This is a genomic window from Pseudomonas macauensis, from assembly GCF_047902425.1.
GTDB lineage: Bacteria > Pseudomonadota > Gammaproteobacteria > Pseudomonadales > Pseudomonadaceae > Pseudomonas.
In genome coordinates, this window is record NZ_CP138377.1 from 3,475,903 (window position 1) to 3,502,440 (window position 26,538).

The 26,538-nt window shown below is 66.3% G+C and carries 19 protein-coding genes; 8 read left to right on the plus strand and 11 right to left on the minus strand.

Annotated features, from left to right (window positions below):
• Window positions 1-123 precede the first annotated feature (123 nt).
• The 3 genes from SD196_RS15905 to SD196_RS15915 all read left to right on the plus strand — a co-directional run bounded on the left by SD196_RS15905 (window position 124) and on the right by SD196_RS15915 (window position 2,636).
• Entirely contained in the window at window positions 124-657 is a 534-nt protein-coding gene (locus tag SD196_RS15905) for a PaaI family thioesterase (protein ID WP_331319747.1), read from the plus strand.
• Between the two features lie 27 nt (window positions 658-684).
• Window positions 685-1,818, plus strand: coding sequence for a thiolase family protein (locus SD196_RS15910; protein ID WP_416310402.1), 1,134 nt, complete (start codon window positions 685-687; stop codon window positions 1,816-1,818).
• 251 nt (window positions 1,819-2,069) lie between these two features.
• Window positions 2,070-2,636 (plus strand): TetR/AcrR family transcriptional regulator, encoded by a 567-nt coding sequence (locus tag SD196_RS15915; RefSeq protein WP_275611521.1) that lies wholly within the window; start codon window positions 2,070-2,072, stop codon window positions 2,634-2,636.
• A gap of 166 nt (window positions 2,637-2,802) precedes the next feature.
• Here SD196_RS15915 and SD196_RS15920 read toward each other — a convergent pair whose 3' ends face one another.
• The 5 genes from SD196_RS15920 to SD196_RS15940 all read right to left on the minus strand — a co-directional run bounded on the left by SD196_RS15920 (window position 2,803) and on the right by SD196_RS15940 (window position 9,832).
• Window positions 2,803-3,609, minus strand: coding sequence for an SDR family NAD(P)-dependent oxidoreductase (locus SD196_RS15920; protein ID WP_275611520.1), 807 nt, complete (start codon window positions 3,607-3,609; stop codon window positions 2,803-2,805).
• 350 nt (window positions 3,610-3,959) lie between these two features.
• Window positions 3,960-5,000, minus strand: a complete 1,041-nt coding sequence (locus SD196_RS15925) for an efflux RND transporter periplasmic adaptor subunit (RefSeq protein ID WP_331319749.1) — start codon at window positions 4,998-5,000, stop codon at window positions 3,960-3,962.
• A 7-nt stretch (window positions 5,001-5,007) separates the two neighbouring features.
• On the minus strand, window positions 5,008-7,101 hold the full coding sequence (locus tag SD196_RS15930) for a TolC family protein (protein ID WP_416310403.1): 2,094 nt from the start codon (window positions 7,099-7,101) through the stop codon (window positions 5,008-5,010).
• 4 nt (window positions 7,102-7,105) lie between these two features.
• Window positions 7,106-8,434 carry a glycosyltransferase family 2 protein gene (locus SD196_RS15935; protein WP_275611517.1) on the minus strand — a complete coding sequence of 443 codons (1,329 nt, stop codon included), beginning with the start codon at window positions 8,432-8,434 and terminating at the stop codon, window positions 7,106-7,108.
• A gap of 3 nt (window positions 8,435-8,437) precedes the next feature.
• A complete protein-coding gene (locus SD196_RS15940; protein ID WP_343573457.1) occupies window positions 8,438-9,832 on the minus strand; it encodes a diguanylate cyclase domain-containing protein in 1,395 nt (464 codons plus the stop codon).
• Between the two features lie 368 nt (window positions 9,833-10,200).
• On the opposite strand from SD196_RS15940, the gene SD196_RS15945 reads away from it, so the two are divergent.
• Window positions 10,201-10,368, plus strand: a complete 168-nt coding sequence (locus SD196_RS15945; RefSeq protein ID WP_331319751.1) for a PSPA7_2676 family Cys-rich small protein — start codon at window positions 10,201-10,203, stop codon at window positions 10,366-10,368.
• A gap of 75 nt (window positions 10,369-10,443) precedes the next feature.
• Here the strand turns inward: SD196_RS15945 and peaD are convergent, their stop codons facing one another.
• The 5 genes from peaD to ccsA all read right to left on the minus strand — a co-directional run bounded on the left by peaD (window position 10,444) and on the right by ccsA (window position 17,382).
• A complete protein-coding gene (gene peaD, locus SD196_RS15950) occupies window positions 10,444-11,577 on the minus strand; it encodes a quinohemoprotein amine dehydrogenase subunit beta (protein ID WP_275611515.1) in 1,134 nt (377 codons plus the stop codon).
• Window positions 11,578-11,606: 29 nt separating this feature from the next.
• Window positions 11,607-11,930, minus strand: coding sequence for a quinohemoprotein amine dehydrogenase subunit gamma (gene qhpC / locus SD196_RS15955; protein ID WP_152223974.1), 324 nt, complete (start codon window positions 11,928-11,930; stop codon window positions 11,607-11,609).
• Window position 11,931: 1 nt separating this feature from the next.
• On the minus strand, window positions 11,932-13,362 hold the full coding sequence (gene peaB / locus SD196_RS15960) for a quinohemoprotein amine dehydrogenase maturation protein (RefSeq protein WP_416310404.1): 1,431 nt from the start codon (window positions 13,360-13,362) through the stop codon (window positions 11,932-11,934).
• 76 nt (window positions 13,363-13,438) lie between these two features.
• Entirely contained in the window at window positions 13,439-15,007 is a 1,569-nt protein-coding gene (gene peaA, locus SD196_RS15965; protein WP_416310405.1) for a quinohemoprotein amine dehydrogenase subunit alpha, read from the minus strand.
• 206 nt (window positions 15,008-15,213) lie between these two features.
• A complete protein-coding gene (ccsA, locus tag SD196_RS15970; RefSeq protein ID WP_416311749.1) occupies window positions 15,214-17,382 on the minus strand; it encodes a cytochrome c biogenesis protein CcsA in 2,169 nt (722 codons plus the stop codon).
• A 491-nt stretch (window positions 17,383-17,873) separates the two neighbouring features.
• Between ccsA and SD196_RS15975 the strand changes: the two genes are divergently transcribed.
• From SD196_RS15975 to SD196_RS15990, 4 genes are all read left to right on the plus strand, one after another.
• Complete coding sequence (locus SD196_RS15975) at window positions 17,874-19,550, plus strand: MFS transporter (RefSeq protein WP_275611512.1); 1,677 nt, start codon at window positions 17,874-17,876, stop codon at window positions 19,548-19,550.
• 428 nt (window positions 19,551-19,978) lie between these two features.
• Window positions 19,979-21,472, plus strand: a complete 1,494-nt coding sequence (locus SD196_RS15980) for an aldehyde dehydrogenase family protein (protein ID WP_331319754.1) — start codon at window positions 19,979-19,981, stop codon at window positions 21,470-21,472.
• 408 nt (window positions 21,473-21,880) lie between these two features.
• Window positions 21,881-23,302: a GABA permease gene (gabP, locus tag SD196_RS15985; RefSeq protein ID WP_275611510.1), complete on the plus strand. Its 1,422-nt coding sequence runs from the start codon at window positions 21,881-21,883 to the stop codon at window positions 23,300-23,302.
• A 79-nt stretch (window positions 23,303-23,381) separates the two neighbouring features.
• Window positions 23,382-24,380, plus strand: a complete 999-nt coding sequence (locus tag SD196_RS15990; RefSeq protein ID WP_275611509.1) for a GlxA family transcriptional regulator — start codon at window positions 23,382-23,384, stop codon at window positions 24,378-24,380.
• 441 nt (window positions 24,381-24,821) lie between these two features.
• On the opposite strand, the gene SD196_RS15995 is transcribed toward SD196_RS15990, so the two are convergent.
• Window positions 24,822-26,516, minus strand: a complete 1,695-nt coding sequence (locus tag SD196_RS15995) for an amidase (protein ID WP_416310406.1) — start codon at window positions 26,514-26,516, stop codon at window positions 24,822-24,824.
• Window positions 26,517-26,538 lie beyond the last annotated feature (22 nt).

The window sequence follows — 26,538 nt, forward strand, 5'->3', positions numbered from 1 at the left end:
TGCCTCCCCCTCGTCCCTGTCGCTTTCGCCCTATGGGATGGCGCTTCCATCACTTATATGTCGCTTATCATTCAATGCTAGTATGACGATCGTAATATTTAAATAAGCTGCTGGAGTCCCGCAATGAATGACATGAGCCGAGAACAGAAGATCGCCGTCTGGGAGGCGGCCGCCGCCGAGATGCGCCAGCGCCTCGCCGACCCCGGCGTGATCGGGCTGCAGGCATTGCGCAGCATGAGCCCGCTGGCCTTCTTCGAAGGCATTGGCAACGGTGAATTACCCTCCCCGCCGATCAACGAGCTGATTGGTTTCGTCCCCATGGAATGGTCGCCCGGCCGCTTCATCTTCCAGGGCACCCCGGACCTGCGCCATTACAACCCGCTGGGCACCGTGCACGGTGGTTATGCCGCCACCCTGCTCGACTCGGCCATGGGCTGCGCGGTGCACACCCAGCTGGAACCCGGACTGGGCTACACCACCACCGACCTGCGCATCAGCTACATCCGTGCGTTGACCCGCGACACCGGGCCGATCCGCGCCGAAGGCACGCTGATCCATCTCGGCCGCTCCACCGCCCTGGCCGAAGGCCGCCTCTACGACGTGGATGGCCGCCTCTACGCCACCGGTTCCACCACCTGCCTGATCCTCGGGCGCTGACAGGCCATTCGATCCAGGAGACCGACCATGACTTCCGTCGTCATCGCGGGTTATGCCCGCTCCCCCTTCCACTTCGCCAGGAAGGGCGCGCTGATCGACGTGCGCCCGGATGATCTCGCCGCGCAGACGGTGAAGGGACTGGTTGCGCGCAGCGGTCTGGACGCCCGGCTGATCGAGGACCTGATCATGGGCTGCGCCTATCCCGAGGCCGAACAGGGCATGAACCTGGCGCGCATCACCGGCTTCCTCGCCGGCCTGCCGGAGACGGTGGCCGGCGCCACGGTGAATCGCTTCTGTGGCTCGTCCATGACCGCGATCCACTTCGCCGCCGGACAGATCCAGTTGGGTGCCGGTGATGCATTCATCTGCGCCGGCGTGGAGTCCATGACCCGCGTGCCCATGGGCGGTTTCAACGTTTCGCCCAACCCGCGCCTGCTCGAGGAATTCCCCCAGGCCTACATGCCCATGGGGCAGACCGCCGAGATCGTCGCCGAACGCTTAGGCATCTCCCGCGACGATCAGGAAGCCATGGCCGTGGACTCCCATGCCAAGGCCGCGCGCGCCCGTGAGCAAGGGTTGCTGGCCGCGGAGATCGTACGGATCGACACGCCCAACGGCGTGGTCGGCGAAGACGGCTGCATCCGCCCCGGCACCAGCCGCGAAGCCCTGGCCCAACTCAAGCCGGCCTTCGGCGGCAGCGTCACTGCGGGCACCGCCTCGCCGCTCACCGACGGTGCGGCGGCCGTGCTGGTGTGCAGCGAGGAATTCGCCCGTGAACACGGGTTGGACATCCTGGCGCGGATCAAGGCGGTTTCCGTGGTCGGTTGCCCGCCGGAAATCATGGGCATGGGCCCGCTCCATGCCACCCGCAAACTGCTCGACCGCGCCGGCCTGCGCATGAGCGATATCGACCTGGTGGAAATCAACGAAGCCTTCGCCAGCCAGGCCCTGGCCTGCCTGCGCGGGTTGGAACTGGATATCGATCGGGTCAACCTGCACGGCGGCGCCATGGCCATCGGGCATCCACTGGGCGCCACCGGCGCGCGGATCACCGGCAAGGCGGCGGCGCTGCTGAAGGAAAGCGGCGGGCGCTATGCCGTTGCGACCCAGTGCATCGGTGGTGGACAGGGCGTGGCGACGCTGCTGGAAGCCGTGCGCTGAACCTGAAGGAGCGCACCCTGTACGCGATCGCAGGCATGGCCCGCTCCTACGGGTGATTCCGATGTCCGCCTGACTTGTAGGAGCGAGCTTGCTCGCGAACCAGACTCCGCTGCGAGGGTTCGTTCGCGAGCAAGGACTAGGCGTCCCCCTCGCTCCTACAGTCGTCCCTCGTTCCTGCCCTGAATCACCTCCCATCGCCCACCCTGCGTTAGAATGTCACCCAGCATTCCATGATCCGCAGGAGACCGGTCATGCGTTACTCCGAAGACCACAAGGCCCAGACCCGCGAGCGCATCATCAACGAGGCGGCGCAGCGTTTCCGCAGCGAAGGCGTCGACGCCACCGGCCTGCAGACGCTGATGAAGGCGCTGGGCCTGACCCACGGCGGTTTCTACGCGCACTTCAAGTCCAAGGACGAACTGGTGGAGATCGCGCTGCAGCAGGCCGCCGCGCAGCTGCGCCCGATCGTCGACCAGCAGTTCGAGAAGAAAGACCCGCTGCCAGGGTTCATCGACCAGTACCTGTCTCCCGGGCACCGCAATACGCCGGGCAAGGGCTGCCCACTGCCGACCATGTCCGCCGAGCTGGGCGCCCGTGGCCACGCCAGCGCCACCACCGATGCCATCGTCCAGGCACGCATCGATGCCATCGAGCAGGCGCTGCCCAGCGAACATGCCGAGGATGAGAGCGTCGCCCTCCTCGCCACCCTGATCGGCGCACTGGTGCTGTCGCGTAGCGTGGCCGACCCGGAACTGTCCGACCGCATCCTGGAAAGCACCCGCCGGCACCTCAAGCGCGAGATTGGCGCAGCGGAGTGAGCCGGTGACTGTAGGAGCGAGCTTGCTCGCGAACAAACCCGCAGCGGGCTGACAGGTTCGCGAGCAAGAACTGGGCGTCCCCCTCGCTCCCACGAAGAGCACCCCGCGCGCATAAAAAAGCCCCGGCGCGAGGCCGGGGCAAGCTTTTCGCCACTCAACGAATCATTCAGTCGACCGCTACGCCATAGCGCTGCGCCGGGACGCTGCGGGACAGGTTCGGTGCCATCTTCAGCCGTGCGGCGGTGAAGGCGTCGAACTCGCCGGCATCCGGCAGCGCCGGCAGGGTCACCACCTCGCCCTGAGCCAGGCCTGCCAGGGCGGCGTCCACCATGTGGTTCACGTCCATCAGCATTTCCGCCGGCAGCGCGGAGATGTCGGTACCGGCGCGGTCCCAGATCTCGGTGCGGGTAGCTCCGGGCAGCACGGCCTGGATGCGCAGACCCAACGGCGCGAGCTCCTGCTGCATGGACAGGGTCAGGTTGAGCACGAAGGCCTTGGTGGCGCTGTAGCTGCCGTTGAACAGCTCCGGCGCCAGGGCCAGTACCGAGGCGACGTTGATGATGGTGCCGCGCCCACGCCCGGCGAAGGCCTTGGCGGCGGCGCCGGCCAGGCGCGCGGTGGCGGTGACGTTCAGTTCGATCATGCTTTCCAGGCGGTCCAGGTCGGTCTCCAGCAGGGTGCCGTTGATCGCGACGCCGGCGTTGTTCAGCAGCAGGCTGATGCTCTCGTCCTCACGCAAGCGGGCCTCCACGCTGGCGCGATCTTCCTTGCGGGTCAGGTCGGCCTTCAGCACCTGCACCGAGACGCCATGCTGCTCGCCCAGGCGTGCGGCCAGGGCGTCGAGGCGTTGCTGGTCGCGGGCCACCAGCAGCAGGTCGTAACCCTGGGCGGCGAGGCGCTGGGCGTAGGTGGCGCCGATGCCGGAGGAAGCACCGGTGATCAGTGCGCGGCCCAGTTCGGATTTGGCATTCATGGTTCTTCTCCAGTGGGGGCGACGCGCCCCCGCATGCAAGGCTGATCAGGGCCCGAGGGCCGTCTGGAATGTCCGGCAATAGGATTACAGCCGTCATCTGACGATTAATATTATGCATGTAATATTATCTGTCAACACCTCGTCGAAAGAGGCAGATGGAAGGAGAGCAAAGGAATCCAGCGCTCCGACGTCAGTCGTCGGAGCGTGGCGAAGTGAAGGTGGGCAACGGGCCGAGCAACAGAGGGAGCGGAACGACTTCCGCCTTTCAGCCCGGTCCCGGCGGCCGGCGCTCTCGGCACCACGCGGCGGGTCGCTTAGCGGACATCATCGAGGCAGACGCCCGGCAGGTGTTATTCCTGGACAGCCCAGCGGTTGAGCCAATTCCAGCTGTGCGGGAAGCGCGCCTTCAGGCCCAGGCGGTCGACGCGCCAGAACGCCGGCCATTCGCCCTTGACCCGAGCCAGCAGGCGCAGGTTGCGGTTCGGCGCGCTGAAGGCCTCGCGCAGTTCCACCGGCACCGGGGCCGCATCTTCCACCATGCGCACCACTTCCGCCGGCAGCCATTTTCCGTCCGGCAGGCGAATCCGGAACGGCTGGCCGGGCGAGGCGTAGGCGGCATAGCGCGGATCGAGGTAGATCCAGATTTCGGCATCGCCCAGGCGCTGCAGACGCATCAGCAGGGTACCAGGGCCGACGTTCTCGCCCTCGCCTACCAGGACTTCGCTGATCACGCCGGAGTCGTTGGCTTTCAGTTCGAGCCCTTGCAGGCGCGACTGCAGCCAGTCGCTTTCCAGCCGACGCTGGCGATCCAGGGTGTCGTCCCCCGGCTGCGCCTCGCGCCGGTCGAACTCCACCAGATCGCGCTGGCGACGGTCGCGTTCATCCTGGGCCAGTTGCACCTCGCCCCGGGTCGCCGCGCCGGCGGCGAGCAGGCCACGCAGTTGCTGCAGGCGGCTTTCCGCGCTGTTCAGCAGACGCACCAGAGGCTCGCGCTCGCGTTCGCTGAGGGTCTTCCGGCCGGTCACCGTGGGCGCCGCCTTCGACGGATCGGCCAGCAGCGCCAGGCGCGCACGCCACTCGGGATTGTCCATCCGCATCAGCAACTGGCCGACCTCGACCTTGTCGCCGGGCCGCACCAGTACCTGCGCCACCTGCCCCGCCTCACGGGCGCGCAGTTCACTGGACGGCAGGTGCAGTTGCGCGGGCGCCTCGATCAGCCAGAGGCCGAGCATTTCGCGCCCCACCAGGAACAGCAGAGGACTGGTCACCACCAGCAGGATCAGATACCAGCGCAGCTTGAACGCCATGCGCTTGCCCGGCGCGTAAAGCACCTTGAGGCCCTGCTCCTGAGTGGGCTGTTGTTCCTTGGGGCTGGAGAATCGAATCTTCATGGGATGCTCAATGCGGGTAATGGGACCAGTCCTGCCAGTCAATGCCGGAGACTCCGGCCGACTGCAGACGCGTACGCCAGCGCTCCACCTGCTGCCGCAGCTGGGTGCTCGACGCTCCGGCCCAGGATTCCTCGGCCGGCAATTGCGGCTCGACACTCTGCGCCAGACGGAAACGCAGCTCCGGCCAACGGCGGGCGATGGATTGCGCAAGTTCCGCGCTGCGTTCGGGGTTGCGGGTATAAATCATCAGGCTCACCTGGCGCACGCCGCGCTGCGGCAAGGCGCAGGGCACGCAGGTGCCACTGGCGGGCTCGGCGAACCAGCGCGGATGACTGGACAGTTCCAGCGGCCAGTAGTCGAGCCGGGCGACCGCGCCGAGTGTATCCAGCCAGTCCCGCAGGCGGCTGTCGGGTACCGGCCAGCCGAGCTGCTCGACCTCAAGGTCCAGGTGCACGGCGTCGAAGCGCACTTCGCGCAGTTGACCCAATAGGGCCAGCAGGTCCTTGCGTCCGCTGGCCGACAGCCAGGCCGGATCGCCCAACAGCAGCACGACCTGCATGCCCTGGGCGCGGGCGTCGGCCAGGGTGCCCTGGAGCTGCTTGCGCAGGGTCGGCATGTCCGCCACCTGGCGGGCATCGAGCCCCACATACAGGCGCTGCATGCCGGCGCTGCGCAAGGCATTCAGTTCGGCGCGCCGGGTCTCGGGCTGCAACAGGGCCTGGCTCTTCCACAGGTAGACGCCCTGGTTCCAGGCCGACTCACGGGCCGGACTGGCCTTGGCCGGGGCGTTGGCCTGGGCGCCTGCCGGCGGCTGCCAGCTCAGGTTCTGCACGCCAAGCAACGGGCTCAGCGCCTGGTCATCGTCGACGAACATGCGCAAGGCGGCTTCGCGCAACCAGGCGGCATGCCACGCGGCGATCAGGCGCAGGCCGTTGTCGTAGCGCTCCAGCTCCACCGCCTGCACCTCGGCCAGCGAGCCTTCGGCCGAACGATCCGCACGCAGGCGCTGCTCGCGCAGGGCCACCGACGACACGGCGAGCTGCTCGCGTTCGCGCTCCAGGTTTTCCACGGCCTGCCGCTGCCCCTGCAGGGCCTTGCCCAGGTCCTGCAGCAACTGCTGGCGCTCGGCATTCAGCCTGGCCAAGGCCGCCTGGTGGCGCGCCTCCCCTTCCCGCCCACGGGCCTGGCCGTAGGACATCAGGTCGAACGGTGCGGAGAAGTTGAGACTGGCGACCAGGCCATTACCGGAGCTGGTGGCCCCGCTGCGGTTCTCGTAGCTCTGCGCGACGCTGAAGCTGGAATCGATGCTGTCGTACCAGGGTGACTTGCGGTTCTGCTCGGCCAGGCGCAGCTCATCCCGGCGCTCCTGCAGGCGCGGATGGCCTTCCAGCGCCTGGCGCCAACTGGTCAGGGGTTGCACCTGCGCCGCCAGCGCTTCCGCACGGGCCTGCTGGCTGGCGGTGATGTCCAGACCGGAGAGTTCGGCCAGGCTTTCACGGGTATCGTCCATCAGCCGGGCGCTCGACTCACAACGCCGCTGCAAGGCTTGCCAGCGGCCGTCCAGCAGTCTCGCCTGGGACGGCAACAGCCAGCCCTGGCGCTGGCGCAGGGCCAGACGCTCGCGGGCGCTGGCCGCGTCGGGCAGCAATGCCTGACACCAGCGGCTCTCCTCTTCCGCGCGCCACCAGTCGGCGTAGGCGCTGCGCAGCGCCAGCCGCTGTTCGGCCTTGTGCAGCAGGCGGCGGGACTGCTGCCGCTGCTGTTCCAGTTCGACGGCGGAGACCGCCTGCACCTGGCGCCGCAAGCTGCCCAGCAGGGGGTGGCGCAAGCCGAGCGCCATGTTCCGTCCGTAGTAGGTATCGATCTCGTCCTCGGTCACCAGCTCGCGATAGTGACCCGCGCTGCCCGAACCGAACCACTGCCAGCCGGCTTCGGCCTCACGCTGCTCCTTGAGCGCATCCAGGGCCCGCAGGTCGGCGGCGTTGGCTTGCAGCACGGCACTGTCATCGACGCTGTCGAGCACCCGCGACAGCGGCAGCACATCGGCCTGGGACAGGCCGCTAGCCAGCAGCAGGGAGCCAAGGAGCAGGGAACGCATCATCGAATCAGAACCTCTTTGCCTTACGCAGCACCCACCAGGGCGCCATGCTGGTTTCTTCATGGCCGCGGCGCAGTGCCTCGTTGAGCATGGCCACCGCGCTCCACAGACGCATGACCAGCATGAACAGGGGGAAGACGAAAACCACCGGGAACAGCTTCAGGTCCTGGCGCGGACGCTCGGACACCAGCACCAGCATCGCCAGGTACAGCAGCAGGGTCATGCCCAGGTAGACCAGGTAGATCAGCGACGCCAGGGCGAGGAAACGCGGCAGCGGCACGACCAGGGGGCCGATCACGCAGTAGCCGAAGATGATGAACGGCAGCACCAGCTGGAAGAAAAAGCCGGTGATCAGCGTCATCAGGAAATTGGGCCAGCCCAGCAGGCGCGGGTTGAAGCTGTGGCGATGCTTGCGGATGTAGAGGAAGTACAGGTCGCCATCCCAGCGCAGGCGCTGCTGGAGGAACTGCAGGAACTTCACGGGCGCATCGGTATGCCCGATGGCGCCGGGCTCGAAGGGGATGCGCAGGGGCCTGCGGCCGAAGTAGTTCTTGATCCGCAGGGTGATGTCCAGGTCTTCGGCGGTGTGGGTGTCCCAGCCGCCGATCTTGTCGAGGAAGCTGCGGCGGAACGCGCCGAAGGCCCCGGACACGTTGTTCACCAGGTTCCATTCACTCAGGCCGATCTTGGCCATGTGGATCGACAGCTGGTACTCCAGCGCCTGCATCGCCGTGGTAAGCGATGCCCAGGCGTTGCGCACCCGCAGGCTGCCCGCCACCGCCGGCACGTCCGGGTCGGCGAAATGGCGGACCATGCGGCTGACCATGTCGTTGTCGAACGAAGTGTCGCCGTCCAGCGCCATGATGATTTCGCCCGTGCAATGGGCGAGGCCGGCGTTGAGCGAGGAGACCCGGCCACCACGCTGCCATTTGGCAATGGGCCGCAGCAGGCGCCGCGGATGCAGCGTCGGGTCGACGCGGAAGTCCCGCACCGCCTGCATGGTCGGTTTGTTGACCGCCGCGCCATCGACCACCGGGATCATTTCGATGTAGCCCGGATAGGTCTGCTCGCACAGGCTCAGCAGGGTCTTCTGCACATCCAGACCTTCGCTGTAGCAGGTGATGATGCAGGACACCCGCGGGCGATAGCCGTTGTCCTTGGGCAGCTCGAACGGCTTGCGCATGAACCAGCGCAGCACGCCGATCAGCACCATCAGGTTGAGCGGCACTTCCAGCAGCAGGAAGGCCGGCAGCAGCATGAACGCAGCCTGGAAGAACCCGTCAGTGCGGGCGAACTCCCCGAGCAGCAGCAGCCATTGTTCGACGAAGGCTTCCATGCTTCAGCCCAGATCTCCCCCCAGCCGGGCCAGCAGCAAGGCGGCGTCTTCCTGCTCCAGCTGATCGTCCGGCGCGGTGAAGGCCACGAGGCGGACCTCGATGCGCGTCGCCTTCTCCTGCGTCAGGCGCTCGGCGCCCTTGGCCAGGCGCTGACGCACCACTTCCACCCCGGCGGCGTCGGTGTGGGGCATGAGCACCCAGAGCACTTCTTCGCTCATGCGCGAGCAGCGATCCGTCTCGCGCACGGCTTCCTGCAGGCGCTCCACCAGTCCGTCCACCAGGGCGTGGCCACGCATCTCGCCGAGTTCGGCGAGGGTTTCCAGCAGGTTGACGAAGCGCAGGCCAAGCAGGGAGAACGGCGGAGTGCGATGGCGGGTGGTCAGTTGCAGCTGCCAGGTGAGCAGGTCCAGGAACGCCTGGCGCGGCAACAGGCTGAGGCTGCCGAAGCGTTCCATGTTCGCCGAGGTGGCGGCGAAGCCCTCGCGGCAGCGCAGGCGCCCGGCCTCGGCAATGCGGAAGTGGCGCACCTCGCGCACCCGCAACTTGTCCGGATCATGGGTCTGCCCGCAATCCAGGCAGCGCGCCTGCACGGCGGCGTCGACGAAGAACGCCTGGCAACTGCGGCAGCGGTAGTTCTCCAGCGGGCGGTCGTAGTCACTGCCGATATGGCGCAGGCGCGTCAGGCAGTTCGGGCACATCAGCAGGCCGTCCTTGAGGAAGTGCTCCTGAGGCCCGACGTGTCCGCAGGTGAAGCAGTGCAGCGACGGCTGGCGACCGATGTCCAGGGCCTGGCACTCCGGACAGACGTCCACGTAGTTCAGGCGCCCCGAGCCACAGGCGGTGCACAGGCGCAGGCGGTCCAACAGCTCGCCCTCTTCCAGCCAGCCCTGCTGCCCCATCAGTTGCAGCCAGGAAAACGGATGGACTTCCTCGCTGTCGCCCAGGGCCTCGAGAATCGGATAACGGTAATGCTGGGGCACGGCGGTATCGCGCACGGCATGCACGTCGCCGCGCGAACGCAGCCAGAGCCAGGCCAGCACGCGCTCCTCGAAGCGCGCCGGCGCCTGTCCCTGGTTGAACAGGCTGAAACGCTCGCGCCACAGGCGCCAGAGCGGCGTGATGGCGCCAATCTCGGCCGGCGGTGCGCCATCGCCCAGCGCTTCGCACCAGGGGTCAAGATCCTGGCAGCAATAGATCAGGGCGAAACGATAACGCGGGTCCTGGCGCAGGCTACGCAGCATCTGCCCCGCCTGGGCGCCGGGAAGGTCGAGGAGCAGCACATCGTAGGTCGATGCCGACTGCAGGCTGGCCAGATCAGCGAAATGATCCAGTTCACTGTCGCGATAGCGGGAAGACGTGCTGCCAACAATGGCGGCCAGGGGTGACGCGGTATTCATGGAAAGTCTCTGCAAGCTGTCCTTAACCTGGGAGTCAATCATAGCAAAAAAGCATCAGGATCGCGGCGTTAATTTGTCGCAACAATTGTCACATATCAATACTTCGCCAAAACATTGACGATCACGAACACAATTCCTGCGAACCCGGAACGGTGCCGCTCGACACCGCGAGGTCCGGGCACTGCACCGTCCCCCTCACTGCGCGCAATGGCGCAGGAACAGCCGGCGCCCAACGCCGTCCGGCACTTTAGATTGTCCATTCTAGACGGCTGGCGGGAGGCTGCTAGCCGCCTGCACACAAGAACAAGCCAGCAGCATCACCGCCCTTTCTATCTGTCTACAAACCGGGAATACCCGGAGGAGGACATATGCGATTGCGCTGCTTTTTCCTGGGATGCCATTGGGACGAAGGGAGTCCGACCGACGTAGGCCACGTGCCGATGCTGTGCCAACGCTGTGCGCGCTGCGGAGCCCAGAGGTACCTGGCGCTGGAAAGACTGGAGACAAAAAGCCTGAGCCCAGAGCCAGAAATCTGACGCTTCAGCCGGAGGGCTGATATTCCAGAGGAAACTGCCCGGGGCCTTGCGCCCCGGGCAGCCCGATCCTGCCGATCAGTTGGCCACGAAGGCCTGGCTGGTGGTGATCGCCATGTCGCCGCCGGGCAGCTTCAGATCACCGAGGCGCTCCAGGCTGTTGGCGTCGAAGATGGCCACGTCATTGAAGGTACCGGAGAGATACAGCTTGGTGCCGGCCTTGTTGACGGTCAGGCAGTAGTAGGAGTGGTCCAGGTTCGCGGCCTTGACCAGCTTCTGCTCCTTGATGTCGTACTTGGTCAGGCGGTTGAGCACGCCGTAGATGACATTGCGGTCGGTCGGCGAGCGCATGCCGCTGAAGTACACCTCGGTGACCGGGCCGAAGTCGAGGGTCTCGGTCTTGCCGGTGGCCAGGTCCACGTTGAAGAAACCATAGCGGAAGTCGGCGGTGGCCGGGTCCTGCTTGTCATCCTTGAACTTCGCGGCAGTGTAGAACAGCGAGAAATCACGGGAGTAGGTCTGCTGGTTCCATACGTAGAGCACGTCCGGCGGCGAGTAGTTCGGGCGCTTCCAGTTGCGGCTGGGGATCGCCACGTCGAACTTGCCGGTCTTCACGTCCACCTTGTAGATGTCCGGGCCCGCCACGTAGAGGGTGCCGTCGTCGCCGGTCTGCATGATGGTCAGCTGGCGTGGCGCCGGGAAGGTGCGCACGGGCTTGGCATTCATGCCGTCAGCCACCGAGTAGATCTGCAGGCGCGGCTGCTGCACCTCGTAGTGCTCGGCGAGGATCTTCGTCGGGTTGGCGATGGCGTAGATCTCCTTGCCGTCATGGCTGACGGTCATGGAGAACATCGCCCGCGCGTTCTCGCCCGGCTTCTGCGCGATGGTGGCGTGGAACACCGGCTGGCAGTCATCGAGCTTGATGCCGTAGATGTCCGCGTAGTGGTTGCTCAGGATGTAGACCACCTTGCGGTCCGGCGACAGCTGGGTCATACCCGGGCCGTAGGCGCCGGGGATGGTGCAGGTCTTGAACAGCTTGTCGGTCTGCATGTCGACGACGTGCAGGTTGTTGGGGTAGTTGGTGCTGATCAGGTACTCGTGGCCACTTTCCAGCGCCTTGCTCTTATCGAAGTCGGCGTCTGCGGCGATGGCTTGCAGCGCGCCGGCCAGCGAGAGGCTGCCGAGCGCGGCGGCGAATGCTTTTCTGGACATGCAGGTTTTCCTCTTGTTCTTCTGTCCGCTCATTTGTCGTCCGGGAATACGGTGCCGAGGTTGCGCCAGTTCTCGGCCGAGGCCTGCGCGTCCTTGTTCCAGTCGGGGTAGGTACTCATCATGTCCGGCACCTGGGCCGGCCACCAGCAAGGGTCGGAGCAGCCGTAGAGGTCCGCTTCCATCGGCTGGCAGAGCGAGGACACGCCGCCGAACACGTCGATTTCCCAGCCCGGGTCGGTGGTCGAGGCGCAACCGGCCACGGAGTTCATCGCCACCACGTCTTCGATGCGGTCCTCGGCGGCGGCCTGTTCGAGCTTCTGTGCTTTGTTGTTGATGGCTTTCAGATGTTTCATGTCAGTGCGCCTTCCGCGGAGTGATGTGGCGGTCGATGAAGCCGGGGTTGGCAGCCATGATCCGGCTGTAGACCTCGATACCGAAGTCGACCCAGTCCCTCATCAGTTCGCAGTAGTGGTAAGTGGGATGCGCCGGGTCGCCGTAGCGGGCGTAGCTCTCGTGGTAGCAGCCGCCGGAGCAGAGGTTGCGGATGCGGCAGCTGGCGCAGCCGGTGTCGGTGCGGTCCAGGCGCTGCGACAGGAACTCGTTCAGCTCGGCCTGCTTCACCCCTTCATGCACGTTGCCGAAGGTCGGCAGGGATGAACCGGTGAAGCGGTGGCACAGGTTCAGCTCGCCCTTGTGGTCCACCGCCAGCATCTTCAGGCCGGCGCCGCACGGCAGGGCCTTCTTCTGCCCTTCGTGGATGTCGGTGATCAACTGGTGCAGGTTGGAGAAGCCGATGTTGCGCCCCTGAAGCGCCTCGTCCAGATACCGACGGCCGAGGGCCTTCATGTTGGCGAAGACGTCCTTCAGTTCTTCCCCGGTGAGGTTGTAGCTGCTGATGTCGCCCGAGGTGACCGGGGCGAAACCGACTTCGGCGAAGCCCATCTCGTTGAACAGGTGGTTCCAGATGGTCTCGACGTCGGTGACGCCGGTGGTCAGGGTCACCCGCGCGCCGACCGGCCGCGCGGTGTAGCGCGACAGCAGCATGTCGGCCTTGCGCCGCACCACGTCATAGGTGCCCTGCCCGCCCACGGTGATGCGGTTGCGGTCGTGCACCGTCTTCGGTCCGTCGATGCTGATTGACAGTCCGAAGCGATGGGCGTTGAGCCAGTCGACGATTTCCTCGGTGAGCAGTGTGGCGTTGGTGGTCATGACGAAGTCCACCGTCTTGCCCAGCTCGCCGAAGCGACGCTCGCAGTACGCGACCATGTGCTCGATCAGCGGGCGGTTGGACAGCGGTTCGCCGCCGAAGAACACCACGGTGTAGCGCGGCTCGTCGGGGGATTCCTGGATCAGCATTTCCACCGAAGCCTCGGCGGTTTCCACGCCCATCTTCTTGCCGGCGGAGGGCTTGTCCAGGTCTTCCTTGTAGCAGTAGGTGCAACTGAGGTTGCAGCCGGTGTTGACATTCAGCACCACGGTGTTGAGGGCGGTGCGGTCGACTTTCTTGATGCCGATTTCAGGGGTGAGCGGCGAGCCGTCGCTGACCAGTTCCAGCGCGATCAGCTCGCGCAGGGTCTCGTCGATCTCCTCGGCAGCGAAACGACCGCCGAGACGCTGGGTCAGCTCGTCCGGCGAGCAGGCATGCCCGCGCAGCGCGTCGATGATCCCACCGGTCAACTCGTCGCTGGCGAACAGCGAGGAGCTGGGGATGTGGAACAACAGGCGGTCGGCGTCCACCCGCACTTCGTGCAGGTTGCGTTCGACCAGATTCAAGATGGCGCCCATGGCGACCTCCCGGAACTTTGTTGTTTTTCCCGCCCGAAGGCGGGATTCACGTATTCAGTTCATCCGATCCCGACGGTTACGGGATCGGCGGGTTGTTCCAACGCTGCACGGTCACGATCATGTGCCCCTCGCCCTTGTGCGACTGGCCCGCGTCGTCCACCGCGGCGATCACCTTCAGGTTGCCGGCGTTGTTGGTCATCATCTTGCGCGCCGGGTTCGGGCCGGCGTCGCCCGGGGTGAAGATGCCGGTATCGGCGTCCATCTCTCCGGCGAACTTCACGTCCTGGTCTTCCTTGGCGCGGTCATCGAACGGCTCCACCGACCATTGCGCGGGGAACACGCCGATACGGAACGGCTTGCCGTCGGCGCCCTTGCCCCAGGCCTCGGCATCGAAGCTGCCCTGGACCTTGGGCGTCGAACCGCCATTGCCGCCGATGCGGGCGACGGAGAACTCCGGCACCACCTTCACTTCGGCAATGTCCTTGTACACGGCCAGGTTGCCGCCCTTGGCGGTGCCGACGGTGACGTCATGGTCGCCGACCGCCGCCGCATCGCTGGCCTTGACCTTGACGGTCAGGCGCTCGGGCGTCTGCGAAACCAGCGAGACCACTTCCACGCCCTTGCCGAACGATGGCTTGCCCTTCAGGCCGGTGCCGACGACCGTGACTTCAGCCTCGCTGCCCGCCTTGATATACGCCGGCTGCACGCCCAGTACGCGACTGGTGTCGCTCTTGGCCGCGACGAAGTCCAGGCCACGCTCGTCGTGGGCCTTGTCGAACATGCGGCCCTGCATCTGGCCGTCGAGGGCGGCGAACACCTGGCGCATGCTCAGGTCGCCCACGGTGACGTTGCCGCGCCACTCGTAGCCGTTGTACAGCACCGCACTGCCTTCGCCGTTGAAGGCCTCGCCGTCGGCGTACTGGCCCTTCACACTGACCTTGAACGCATCGTCGCCGCTCTTGGCCACGCTCATGGTGCCGGCGAGGTCGCCCTTGCCCGGCATGTGCCCGGCGAAGCTCCACTCGCCCGCCAGCGACTCGGCCTTGGGACGGTGCTGCTTCCAGTCGCTCCAGGCCTTGCTGTCCAACGGGTAGCGCTTGGCCAGTTCCGGGACCATTTCTTTCTTGGCCAGGTCGAACCAGTCGCGATCGCGGGACAGCGCCTGGTATTCCAGCGACGGCCAGCGGCCCAGGTGGAAGTTCACCAGCTTCTCCCACTCCGCCGCCGGGCGGCGCTGCAGGGCGATGCGCGCGCCGGAGTGGCAACGGGCACACATCTGCTCGAAGTTGGTATCGAATTTCTCCACGGTGTTCAGCCGGCGCTCCAGGGCGTAACGCACACCCTCGGTCTCGCTCGGCGCCAGGCCCTGCTTGTCGGCGAGGAACTTGACCACCGAGCGGCGTTCATCGTCGCTGATCTTCAGGCCGTACATCACCTGCATGCGCGCAATGCTCATCAGCCAACCCTCGGGGGTCTTGCGCTGATGGCTGATGCGGCTCAGGGAGTTGTTGCCTTCGGGCGTGTGGCACGCCTGGCACTTGGCGTTGATGATCGCCTGGCCATCGGCGGCGTTGGCCGGCTGGTGCAGCGCTAGGGCCAGTGCGGCCAGGGTTCCGGCACCCAGACAGTGCCGAAGTCGTGTCATCTTCAAGGTCAGGCCTCCTCGGTATTCTTGTTGGTTATTCGTGCCCACCGATGGGCTAAGCGCGATTGCGTCGAACGCTTGGTAGCGATTTAGCAGGTTGTGTGCCAGTCCTTCGCGGGGCCCGTCGTATCAGGCGTACGACGGGATTTCCAGGGGCCCTCGGCGCTCCGGCCGAGGTTCGATGCGTCTAATTTCGCGATTGCTGTCTAACTCTGAGACACGGCCCGTGCGACGCCGTCCGAAGCAGTATGGCCGCGCTTTGGCAGAGCGCCGCCCGCCGGCAGCAACAAGGCGCCGGACAGCATCGCCAGCAGGCCGACCCAGACCAGCGAGAGGAACGGATAGCGGCGGATCACCACCACGCTTTCGATCTCGTCATCGGGCTGCTTCAGCAAGCGCGCCGAGGCCGGCACCCAGACCTGCAGGTCGCCGCTCCAGCCACGCACGATGAACGGGTGCAGCACGTAGCCACGGTCCGAGGCGAAGCGTGCGTAGTGGTAGTCGAGAATCTCGCAGAGCTGGCGCACCGGGCCCTGGTAGGCCGGCGGATTGCCGCGGCTGTCCTGGAACAGCGCGTGGCCGGCGAGCGTACGGTCGCCATCGCGCAGCTCCACCTTCGCCACCGCGTGGTAGCCGGAGAAGTCCGGACGGCTGGCATCCGGCAGCACGCGCATCTGCATCCCGCCGATCACCGCGTGCCACTGCTCGAAGGAGGTGCCGGGCGCAATGCTGATCTGCTGGTAGGTATTCAGCGCCGTGGCCGCCAATCCGCCCACCAGGGCGATCACCGCGCCGCCATGTACCAGGGCCAGCCCGCCGCTGTAGCGCAGGTTACCCAGGCGCCGGCTGCGCCACAGGCTCAGCGCGCCCCAGAGCAGGCAACAGCCCATCAGGAAGGCCCCGCCGAGCAGCGCCGCGTCCAGCCAGGGCAACACCGCCACCACGCTCTGGGAGAGCATGCCCTCGCCGTTGTAGCCGCCGCTCAACCAGCCACCGCGCCAGCCGACCCAGAGCATCACGCCGGCCATCGCCAACGTTGCCAGCAGCGCGAGCCGGGGCCGGGCACAGCGGCGCAGGAAGCTGTAGCCGCCGATCAGCCCGAGCAGCGCCAACACCGGCAGCAGCCCCTCTGCCAGTCCGTAGCCATTGACGTCCCACTGGTCGAAGGCGCGGCGCAGGCTGTCCATCTCCTGGGTGGTGGCCCAGGCGGTCAGGGTCTCGAAGAAGGGTTTCAGCTCGTTGGGCCGCTCCAGGCCCAGCCACTCGTACAGATGCGCCTGTACCAGCGCGCCAAGGGCCAACAGCCCGGTGCCGGCAAACAGGTAGATGGCCACGTCCAGCGTCCAGTCCGATGCCCCGCGCCGGCGCATTTTCTCGCCGCGCCTGCCGGCAACGAGGTAGAAGGCTGCGAGGATCAGCAGGATCAAGGCCAGCGCCAGATGACTGAGCCACGACGTCGTGCCGATGTAACGGTGCGAGCTGGCCAGCACCGTGCTGCGGGTCACCGCCATCGCCACGCAGGCCATGGCCGCCGCCAGCAGGCTGAGCAGCGGCAACAGGCGGCGGTTGGCGCCGTCGGCGCGCCAGCGGCGAGCACCGTGCAGCACCGCGCCGAGCAGCGCCCAGATGACGAAGGCCGAGGTCTGCACCGGGTCCCAGTGCCAGAGCTGGCCGAAGGTGAAGTCCTCCATGGCCCAGGCCATGCCCGCGCCGATACCGGCCGTGAGCACCAGCCAGGCGCGCCGGCTGTAGCGCGGCATCACCCAGGCATAGGCGCCGCCGCCCTGCCCCAGCGCGCCGAGCGCGGCGCCGGCGGGCGCCAGGGCCCAGGCGTAGGCACAGAGAATCAACGGCGCGTGGAAGGACATCCAGAAGGTCTGCAGGTGGGCGTTCATGCCCTGGCTGGGCTGGTGCGCCAGCCACTCCATGGGCGTTGCGCTGAACGGCCCGAGCCAGGCGGCGGTGGCCGTGTACCAGGCGGCGATCAGCGCCATCCCGCTGCCGGCCCAGCCGTCCAGCTGGCGGCCACTCAGGGCGGCGACCATGCAGAAGGTGGCCAGCAACAGCACCGTCCCCTCGTCGCCACCCCAGAGGTTGGAGAACTTCAGGTACGCCGGCAGCGCCGCGCTGCTGTAGAGCCACGCGTAGCGCAGCTGGAAGTGGTCGGCCAACAGATGCAGCGCCAAAGCCAGGCAGGCTCCGCACAACACCCCCAGCGCCAGCGGCCAGCCCGGCAGGCGCAGGCCCGGTCGCAGCGCCCCCAGGGCGATCAGCGCGGCGACCGCCCAGAGCAGCGCATTCCCCAGCGACGGCAATAGCCAGAGCAGCGCGCAAGCCGCAAGCGCGGCGCACAGCCCGGCAAACAATGACGACATCTTCTTCAAGCGAGCCTCCCTTCCGAAGGCGCCTGGCGTGGCAGGCGTGCTGAGCCCTGCCCTCACACATTGCGTGCCAGTAGCAAAAACCCTTGGGAAACAATCCATTGGCCCACGCCCTGGGACGCGCGAGCGTGGCAATTCGCGACGGCTGTATCAGCCTGAGACATCCGGGACAGTTTTAGACGATGGTCGAATGACCGGGTCGCGAGCGCCGCAATGCGGGCGTGGAAAAGCCTGCCGCAGCGGCATTATCCGACCCCGTGCGTCGGAAATAACGTTCTCATTCGCGCCAGCCGTGGGTTTGCGGGTCATAGAAGTGGATATCCGAGTCATGCCGGTTATGCTTTTTCATGACCTTGCCCCGTGGCAGGGCCGCCTGTTTTCACGCTTCGCGCAATCCGTATGACCATGACATCAGCCCCTGGGCCTGAGTGCGGCAACGGTAGGGAAGGACTCCGGCCTTTCACAAGAACAAGACGGAGAAGAACATGGCGCAGACATACAGCCCGGCCGCGGGCAACGCACCCCACAGCGGCATCACAAAGGAGGAGCGCAAGGTCATCTTCGCCTCCTCCCTCGGCACCGTATTCGAGTGGTACGACTTCTACCTGTACGGTTCACTGGCGGCGATCATCGCCAAACACTTCTTCGCCGGGGTCAACGAGACCACCGCCTTCATCTTCGCCCTGCTGGCCTTCGCCGCCGGCTTCGCGGTGCGCCCGTTCGGCGCCATCGTGTTCGGCCGCCTGGGCGACATGATCGGCCGCAAGCACACCTTCCTCATCACCATCGTGATCATGGGCACCTCCACCGCCGTGGTCGGCCTGCTGCCGGCCTACTCCACCATCGGCGTGGCGGCACCGATCATCCTGATCACCCTGCGCCTGCTCCAGGGCCTTGCCCTGGGTGGCGAGTACGGCGGCGCAGCGACCTACGTGGCGGAACACGCGCCGCAGGGCAAACGCGGCTTCTTCACCTCGTGGATCCAGACCACCGCCACCCTCGGCCTGTTCCTCTCGCTACTGGTGATCATGGCCTGCCGCACCGCGCTGGGCACCGAAGCCTTCGAGTCCTGGGGCTGGCGCGTACCTTTCCTGCTGTCGATCCTGCTGCTGATCGTCTCGGTGTACATCCGCCTGCAACTCTCCGAGTCGCCGGTATTCCAACGCATCAAGGCAGAAGGCAAGGCGTCCAAGGCCCCGCTGACCGAATCCTTCGGCCGCTGGGACAACCTCAAGGTGGTGATCATGTCGCTGCTTGGCGGTACCGCCGGGCAGGCCGTGGTCTGGTACACCGGACAGTTCTACGCGCTGTTCTTCCTCCTGCAGATCCTCAAGATCGACGCGCAGACCGCCAACTTCCTGATCGCCGGCTCGCTGCTGCTGGGCACGCCGTTCTTCGTGTTCTTCGGCAGCCTCTCCGACAAGATCGGCCGCAAGCCGATCATCATGGCCGGCTGCATCCTCGCCGCGCTGACTTACATCCCGATCTTCCACGGGCTGACCCAGTACGGTAACCCGGACGTGTTCGCCGCCCAGGAGAAGAACCCGGTGACCGTGGTCGCCGATCCGGCCCAGTGCTCGTTCCAGTTCGACCCGGTGGGCAAGGCCAAATTCGTCAGCTCCTGCGACCTGGCCAAGAGCCTGCTGGCGAAGAAGGCCATCCCCTATGAGAACGTCAAGGCTGACGCCGGCGCCGTGGCCCAGGTGCACATCGGCGACAAGACCATCGCCAGCTTCGAAGGCGCTGGCCTGCCGGCCGGGGACTTCAAGGCGCAGTCCGATGCCCTCACCGCGCAGTTGGGCACCGCCCTCAAGGACGCCGGCTACCCCGAGAAGGCCGACCCGGCGAAGATCAACCACCTGGCCATGCTGCTGCTCCTGACCGTGCTGGTGATCTACGTGACCATGGTCTACGGGCCGATCGCCGCCTGGCTGGTGGAACTGTTCCCGGCGCGCATCCGCTACACCTCCATGTCGCTGCCTTACCACATCGGCAACGGCTGGTTCGGCGGCTTCCTGCCCACCGTGGCCTTCGCCATGGTGGCGGCCACCGGGGACATCTACTACGGCCTCTGGTACCCCATCGTCATCGCGGTGATGACGGCGATCCTCGGCACCTTCTTCCTTCCGGAAACCAAGGACCGGGAGATTCACCACGGCTGAGTGGCGCCCCTGCGGCGTACGACCGATCGCGGTTGTACGCCGCAGGGAGGATCGGCTCTCTCGTAGGAGCGGAGCTTCTCCGCGCCCCACCGGCAAGACCGGTGCCGGGTCGGTTCGCGAGCAAGCTCGCTCCTACGAAGAGCTAACCCGTCGCCCCTGTAGGACCGAGGGGGACGCCCAGTCCTTGCTCGCGAACAGCACAGCACGAGGTCAATCGCGGACAGAGTCCGCTCCTGCGACCAATCCGGGCCCCCGCCGTCTCAGCCGCTGTCGCAATGTGCGACAACGGCTTTCCTCCCGACCGCCCCTTAAATCAATAAATTCTTTTAATTTCAAATAGTTGAATAACCCTTCAAGCCTTGGCACAGCCGTTGCGATGCTCCGCCTCAACCTGCTCCTAACGAACAGACCAACAAGAGGCAATCGCAATGCTCGCTTCCCTGCCCATCAAGCCCGAATCCCGCGCCTTCCTGCAGCGCGCACCGAAGATGCTGATCGGTGCCGACTGGACCTCCGCCAGCGACGGCGCCCGGATGGACCTGCGCAACCCGGCCACCGGCGAAGTGCTGTGCCAGGTGCCCGCCGGCACCGCCGCCGATGTCGACCGCGCCGTACGTGCCGCACGCCAGGCCTTCGATGATTCGGCCTGGAGCCGCACCCGCCCGCGCGAGCGGCAGAACCTGCTGTGGAAGCTCGCCGACCTGATGGAGCGCGACGCCGACCTGCTGGCCGAACTGGAATGCCTGAACAACGGCAAGAGCGCCGCCGTCGCCCGCGTGATGGACGTGCAACTGGCCATCGACTTCCTGCGCTACATGGCCGGCTACGCGACCAAGATCGAAGGCACCACCGTGGACGTGTCCATGCCGCTGATGCCTGACGGCGACTTCCACGGCTACATCCGCCGCGAAGCCGTCGGCGTGGTCGGCGCCATCGTCGCCTGGAACTTCCCGCTGCTGCTGGCCTGCTGGAAACTCGGCCCGGCGCTCGCCACCGGTTGCAGCGTGGTGCTCAAGCCCGCCGACGAAACCCCGCTGTCTGCGCTGAAACTCGCCGAACTGGTGCTCGAAGCCGGCTACCCGGCCGGGGTGTTCAACGTCGTCACCGGCACCGGTATCACCGCCGGCGCCGCCCTCTCCCACCACCCGCTGGTGGACAAGCTGACCTTCACCGGCTCCACCCCGGTCGGCAAGGAAATCGGCAAGGCGGCCATGGACAACATGACCCGCGTGACCCTGGAGCTGGGCGGCAAGTCGCCGACCATCGTGATGGCCGACGCCGATCTGGCCACCGCCGCTGCCGGCGCCGCCCAGGCGATCTTCTTCAACCAGGGCCAGGTCTGCTGCGCCGGCTCGCGCCTGTACGTGCAGCGCAAGCACTTCGACAACGTGGTGGCCGATATCGCCGGCATCGCCAACGGCATGAAGCTGGGCAACGGCCTGGACCCGAGCATCGACATGGGCCCGCTGATCTCCGCCAAGCAGCAGAAGCGCGTGTTCGACTACATCGAACTGGGCCGTGACAAGGGCGCCACCATCGCCTGCGGCGGCGAGCAGTTCGGCCCCGGCTACTTCGTCAAACCCACGGTGATCGTCGACGTCGACCAGAAGAACCCGCTGGTGCAGGAAGAAATCTTCGGCCCGGTGCTGGTCGCCATGCCCTTCGACGATATCGACGATGCCCTGCGCCTGGCCAACGACAGCCCCTATGGCCTGGGCGCCAGCATCTGGTCCAACGACCTGGCCGCGGTGCACCGCATGGTGCCGCGCATCAAGTCCGGCTCGGTGTGGGTCAACTGCCACAGCGCGCTGGACCCGGCGCTGCCCTTCGGCGGCTACAAGATGTCGGGCCTGGGCCGCGAAATGGGCGCCGCCGCCATCGAGCACTACACCGAACTGAAATCGGTGCTGATCCGCCTGTAAGCCCCTGCTGTCTACCTCGACCGGAGATCCCTTGCTCCGGTCCCTTGCATCCCCCGGTTGCCACAGTGGCCGGGGGATTTTTTTGGTCGTTCGCAGTGTCACCGCCCCTGCATTAACGACATCTCCGGTGACCGCCCGCCAAAGCAAAAGCCGCGTTGCAGAGCGGCCCATCGCCACTACCCAGCCATGCACCATGTCGTTTTTGGCCATGCCCGTGGCGATCCTGAACAACTGGGAAGACACCCATCTGGCATAGCTTGAGCCCCGCGTAATACTGGCTGCGCTGCGCGGCATTCCCGAGCCCCCATCGACCCGCGAGGAACGGGATCGCGGCTTGGCGGAAACCCGCACCCCCGGCCCGTGGCTACGCGCCCTCCATAACAACAATTTCAATAAGAAGGCCGACAGATGAGTGCTCCCAGTGCAAAAGGCGCCAATGGCGATCTGGTGCAGGGCTTCAAGCCCCGCCACGTAACCATGCTTTCCATCGCGGGAATCATCGGCGCAGGGTTGTTCGTCGGCTCCGGCCATGCGATTGCCGCCGCCGGACCCGCCGCCATAGTGGCCTACGCCCTCTCCGGGCTGCTGGTGGTACTGGTGATGCGCATGCTGGGGGAAATGGCCGTGGCCAGCCCCGACACCGGCTCCTTCTCCGCTTACGCCGACCAGGCCATCGGCCGCTGGGCCGGCTTCACCATCGGCTGGCTGTACTGGTGGTTCTGGGTGCTGGTCATCCCCATCGAAGCCATCGCCGCCGGGGTGATCCTCAACACCTGGTTCCCGCAGGTCGAGACCTGGGTCTTCGCCCTGTCGATGACGCTCCTGCTGACCATCACCAACCTGTTCAGCGTCGCCAAGTACGGCGAGTTCGAATTCTGGTTCGCCATGCTCAAGGTCGCCGCCATCGTGCTATTCATCGGCCTGGGCGCGGCGGCCCTGTTCGGCATCCTGCCCGGCCACGAGGTCAGCGGCCTGCAGAAGATCATGGGAGAGCACGGCGGCTTCATGCCAAACGGCTGGACGGCGATCTTCAGCGCACTGATCACCACCCTGTTCAGCTTCATCGGCACCGAGGCGGTGACCATCGCCGCCGCCGAATCCAGCGACCCCAGCCGCAATATCGCCAAGGCCACCCGCTCGGTGATCTGGCGCATCAGCGTGTTCTACCTGCTGTCAATCGCGGTGATCATCTCGGTGGTACCCTGGAATGATCCGCGGCTGGTCGAACTGGGCTCCTACCAGCGCGCCCTGGAGCTGATGAACATCCCCCACGCCAAGCTGATGATGGACCTGGTGGTGCTGGTCGCCGTGGCCAGCTGCCTGAACTCCTCGGTCTACATCGCCTCGCGGATGATCTACTCGCTGAGCCGGCGCAACGACGCGCCGGCCTTCATCCAGCGCACCTCGGCGGCCGGCGTGCCGCGCGCGGCGGTGATCGCCAGCACCCTGATCGGCATGGCCACCACCCTGCTGAACTTCTTCGCCCCGGGCCGCCTGTTCGACTTCCTGCTCGCCAGCTCCGGCTCCATCGCCCTGCTCGTCTACCTGGCCATCGCCGTCTCGCAGCTGCGCATGCGCGGCATCCTGCGCCGGCGCAACCATGAACTGGTGTTCCGCATGTGGCTGTTCCCCTGGCTGACCTGGCTGGTAATCGGCATCATCAGCTTCATTCTCACGGTGATGTTCATCATGCCTTCGCACCGAGTGGAAGTCGGCTCGACCCTGGCGCTGACCGTGGTGATCATCCTGCTGAGCCAGACCAGCCGGCGGACCGCGGGCCACGGCGCAACGTCGCTCGGCCAGCGCGCCGCGACCGGCGCGGGCAACTGATCCGGGCCTGGCGCGTCACAGCGACGGCATCTGACAAACGAGGTGGCGATTGGTCGAACGGCGGCAATTCAGTGGTGCCATGCAGGGACGCAACCTGCGCTTCATCGGCGAACAACAGAAGGAGCCCACCCGCCAGGCGCGGGTGGGCTTTCTGTTGCTCGAACACTTTTCCCTGCCGGCCTTCACCCAGGCGCTGGATACCCTGGTCACCGCCAACCTGATCCGCGCCGAGACCTTCGCCACCCAGACCTACAGCCTCGACGGCGAGTCGGTCACCAGCGACCTCGGCCTGGTGATCTGCCCTGGTGCTGCGCTGAGCTCGGCGCAGCTCGCCGAACTGGACCTGCTGGTGGTCTGCGGTGGCCTGCGCACGCCGCTGCGCGCAACGCCGGAAATGACCCGTCTGCTGCAGATCGCCGCCGACCGGGGCATCACCCTGGCCGGCTTGTGGAACGGTGCCTGGTTCCTCGGCCAGGCAGGGCTGCTGGACGGCTACCGCTGCGCCATCCACCCCGAGCACCGCGCCGCCCTGGCCGAGATCGCCCGGCACAGCGAGGTCACCAGCGAGAGCTACCAGCTCGACCGCGACCGCCTGACCGCCGCCAGCCCCACCGGCGCCTTCAACCTGGTATTGGAGTGGATCAACGCACGCCACGGCCGCGAGCTGGTGGACGCCATCGTCGACATCCTCGCCTTCGAGGAATCGCGCTTCCGCCGCACCCGCCCCGCCCTGCACGAGAAGCTCAGCGAGCCGCTGCGCGAAGCGATCAACCTGATGAGCGCGAACATCGAGGAACCGCTGAGCCAGGACCAGCTGTCGCAATACGTCGGCCGCTCCAAGCGGCAGATCGAGCGGCTGTTCCAGGAGCAACTGGGGACCACCCCGGTGCGCTACTACCTCGAACTGCGCATCACCGAGAGCCGGCGCCTGCTGCAGCACTCCACCCTGCCGATGTACGAAGTGGCGCTGGCCTGCGGCTTCGTCTCGCCCAGCCATTTCAGCAAGTGCTACACGTCCTTCTACGGCTACTCGCCGTCCAAGGAAGTGCGCTACGGCAATGTGAAGTCGGCGAAATGAGCGCGGGACGGCCCCAGGGTGATGCGCGCTCGTAGGAGCAACTGTCTTGTCCCGGCTGAATCTGTGCCAGGGCTTTCCCCCTCACCCCAGCCCTCTCCCTCAGGGAGAGGGAGCCAGATCGTGCCGGCTGACAGAGTGGTTTCATCCTGCACCGGACGATCCCCTCTCCCCCTGAGCGGGGCGCGCAGCCAGGGTTAGGGTGAGGGCCAACCCGAGCGCAGATGCATTTCGTAGTCCGTAGGATGGGTGGAGCGAAGCGATACCCGTACTGTCGGGGGTCAGGATCGATGGGTTTCGCTTCGCTCTACGCCATCCTGCAAAGCCAATGCGCCAGGTCCCCGGAGAGGGCTGGGGTGACGGCAACCTCCCGCGCCGGAACTTCCCCGAATCACCATGAAAAATGCCCGCACAAGGCGGGCATTTTCTTCAGCGACGAACCGATCAGGCCAGCGGCGGCGTCAGCGGCGGCACCAGGCGCTTGGAGCCGGTGGCCTCGAAGGCCGCGGCGAAACGCAGCAGCGCCGAGTCGTCATAGGCGCGACCGGCGAAGGTCAGGCCCACCGGCATGCCGATGTCGGCCATCACGCCCATCGGCACGGTGACGGTCGGCACGCCCAGGTGACGGATCGCCAGGTTGCCGTTAGCCACCCAGACGCCGTTGCTCCAGGCGATATCGGCAGACTCCGGATTCACGTCGGCATCGGCCGGGCCAACGTCGGCCACGGTGGGGAACAGCACGGCGTCGAGCTTCAGGCCGTCCATCCAGTCTTCCAGGTCCAGCTTGCGGGTCTTCTCCAGGCCGCGCAGGCCGTCCGGCAGGGTCTCGATCTGGTCCCAGGTCTTCAGGCCGCGCTTGGCCATGTTCACGTACTCGTCCATGCCGGCGCAGAGGTCACCCTCGCGGTTCGGCAGGGTGCCCGGGTCGTGGGGGAAGATCTGCGGACCGTCGACATCGGCCAGCTTGTTCAGCTTGGGATCGCCGTTGGCGCGCAGGAAGTCGTCGAAGCCCCAGCCCGACAGCTCCCACAGTTCATCGTGGAGGAACTGCTCGGAAACGATGCCGCGGTTGAACACGGTCGGCGCGCCAGGACGGTCGCCCTCGCAGTTGGAGACCAGCGGGAAGTCCACTTCGATGACTTCGGCGCCGGCCGCTTCCAGGGCCTTGCGGGCCTGTTCCCAGAGGTCGATGACCGAGGCGCGGGTGTTGATGCGCTGGCCGGTCGGGCCGCCGATACCGGGCTTCTCGCTGGTGCCGGCTTCTTCGTCCTTGTTGATGTACATGCGCGGAACGCCCAGACGCTTGCCTTTCAGGGCGTCGGGGCCGACGGCCAGGTCCAGGTAGGACGCCGGGCGGACTTCGCTCACCGCCGGGATCGGCACCCACGGCTGCAGGCGCCACAGATCGCCGCGCTTGTCGGCGTCTTCGGCAACCACCACGTCGAGCACTTCCAGCAGGTCGGCCATGGTGCGCGCGTACGGCACCACCACGTCCATGGTCGGGGTCAGCGGCCAGTTGCCGCGTACCGAGATCACGCCACGGGATGGGGTGTAGGCGCACAGGCCATTGTTCGAAGCCGGGCCACGGCCGCTCGACCAGGTTTCCTCGGCCAGGCCGAAGGCGGAGAAGCTCGCGGCAGTCGCGGTGCCGGCGCCGTTGGAGGAACCGGAGGCGAACGGCGCGGTGAGGTATTTCGGGTTGTACGGGCTTTCCGCGCGACCGTAGACGCCGCGCTGCATGCCGCCATTGGCCATGGGCGGCATGTTGGTCTTGCCCAGGCAGATGGCGCCGCCGGCGCGCAGGCGCTCGATGGTGAAGGCATCGCGGTAGGCGATCAGGTCCTTGAAGGCCGGGCTGCCGGAGGCGGCGGTCAGGCCTTTCACCAGGTAGCTGTCCTTGGCGGTGTAGGGAATGCCATCCAGCGGGCCGAGGGTCTCGCCACGGGCACGACGGGCGTCGGAGGCTTCGGCCTCCTTCAGCGCCTCGGGGTTGCGCACGACCACGGCGTTGAGCTTGGTCGGGCCATCGTAGGCATCGATGCGCGCGAGGTAGGCCTTGACCAGTTCGACCGCGGTGGTGCGGCCCGACTCCAGGGCTTCACGCAGCTGCGCAATGGAAACTTCGGTTACCTCGATCATGCTTTCACCGTCGGCTGAAGGT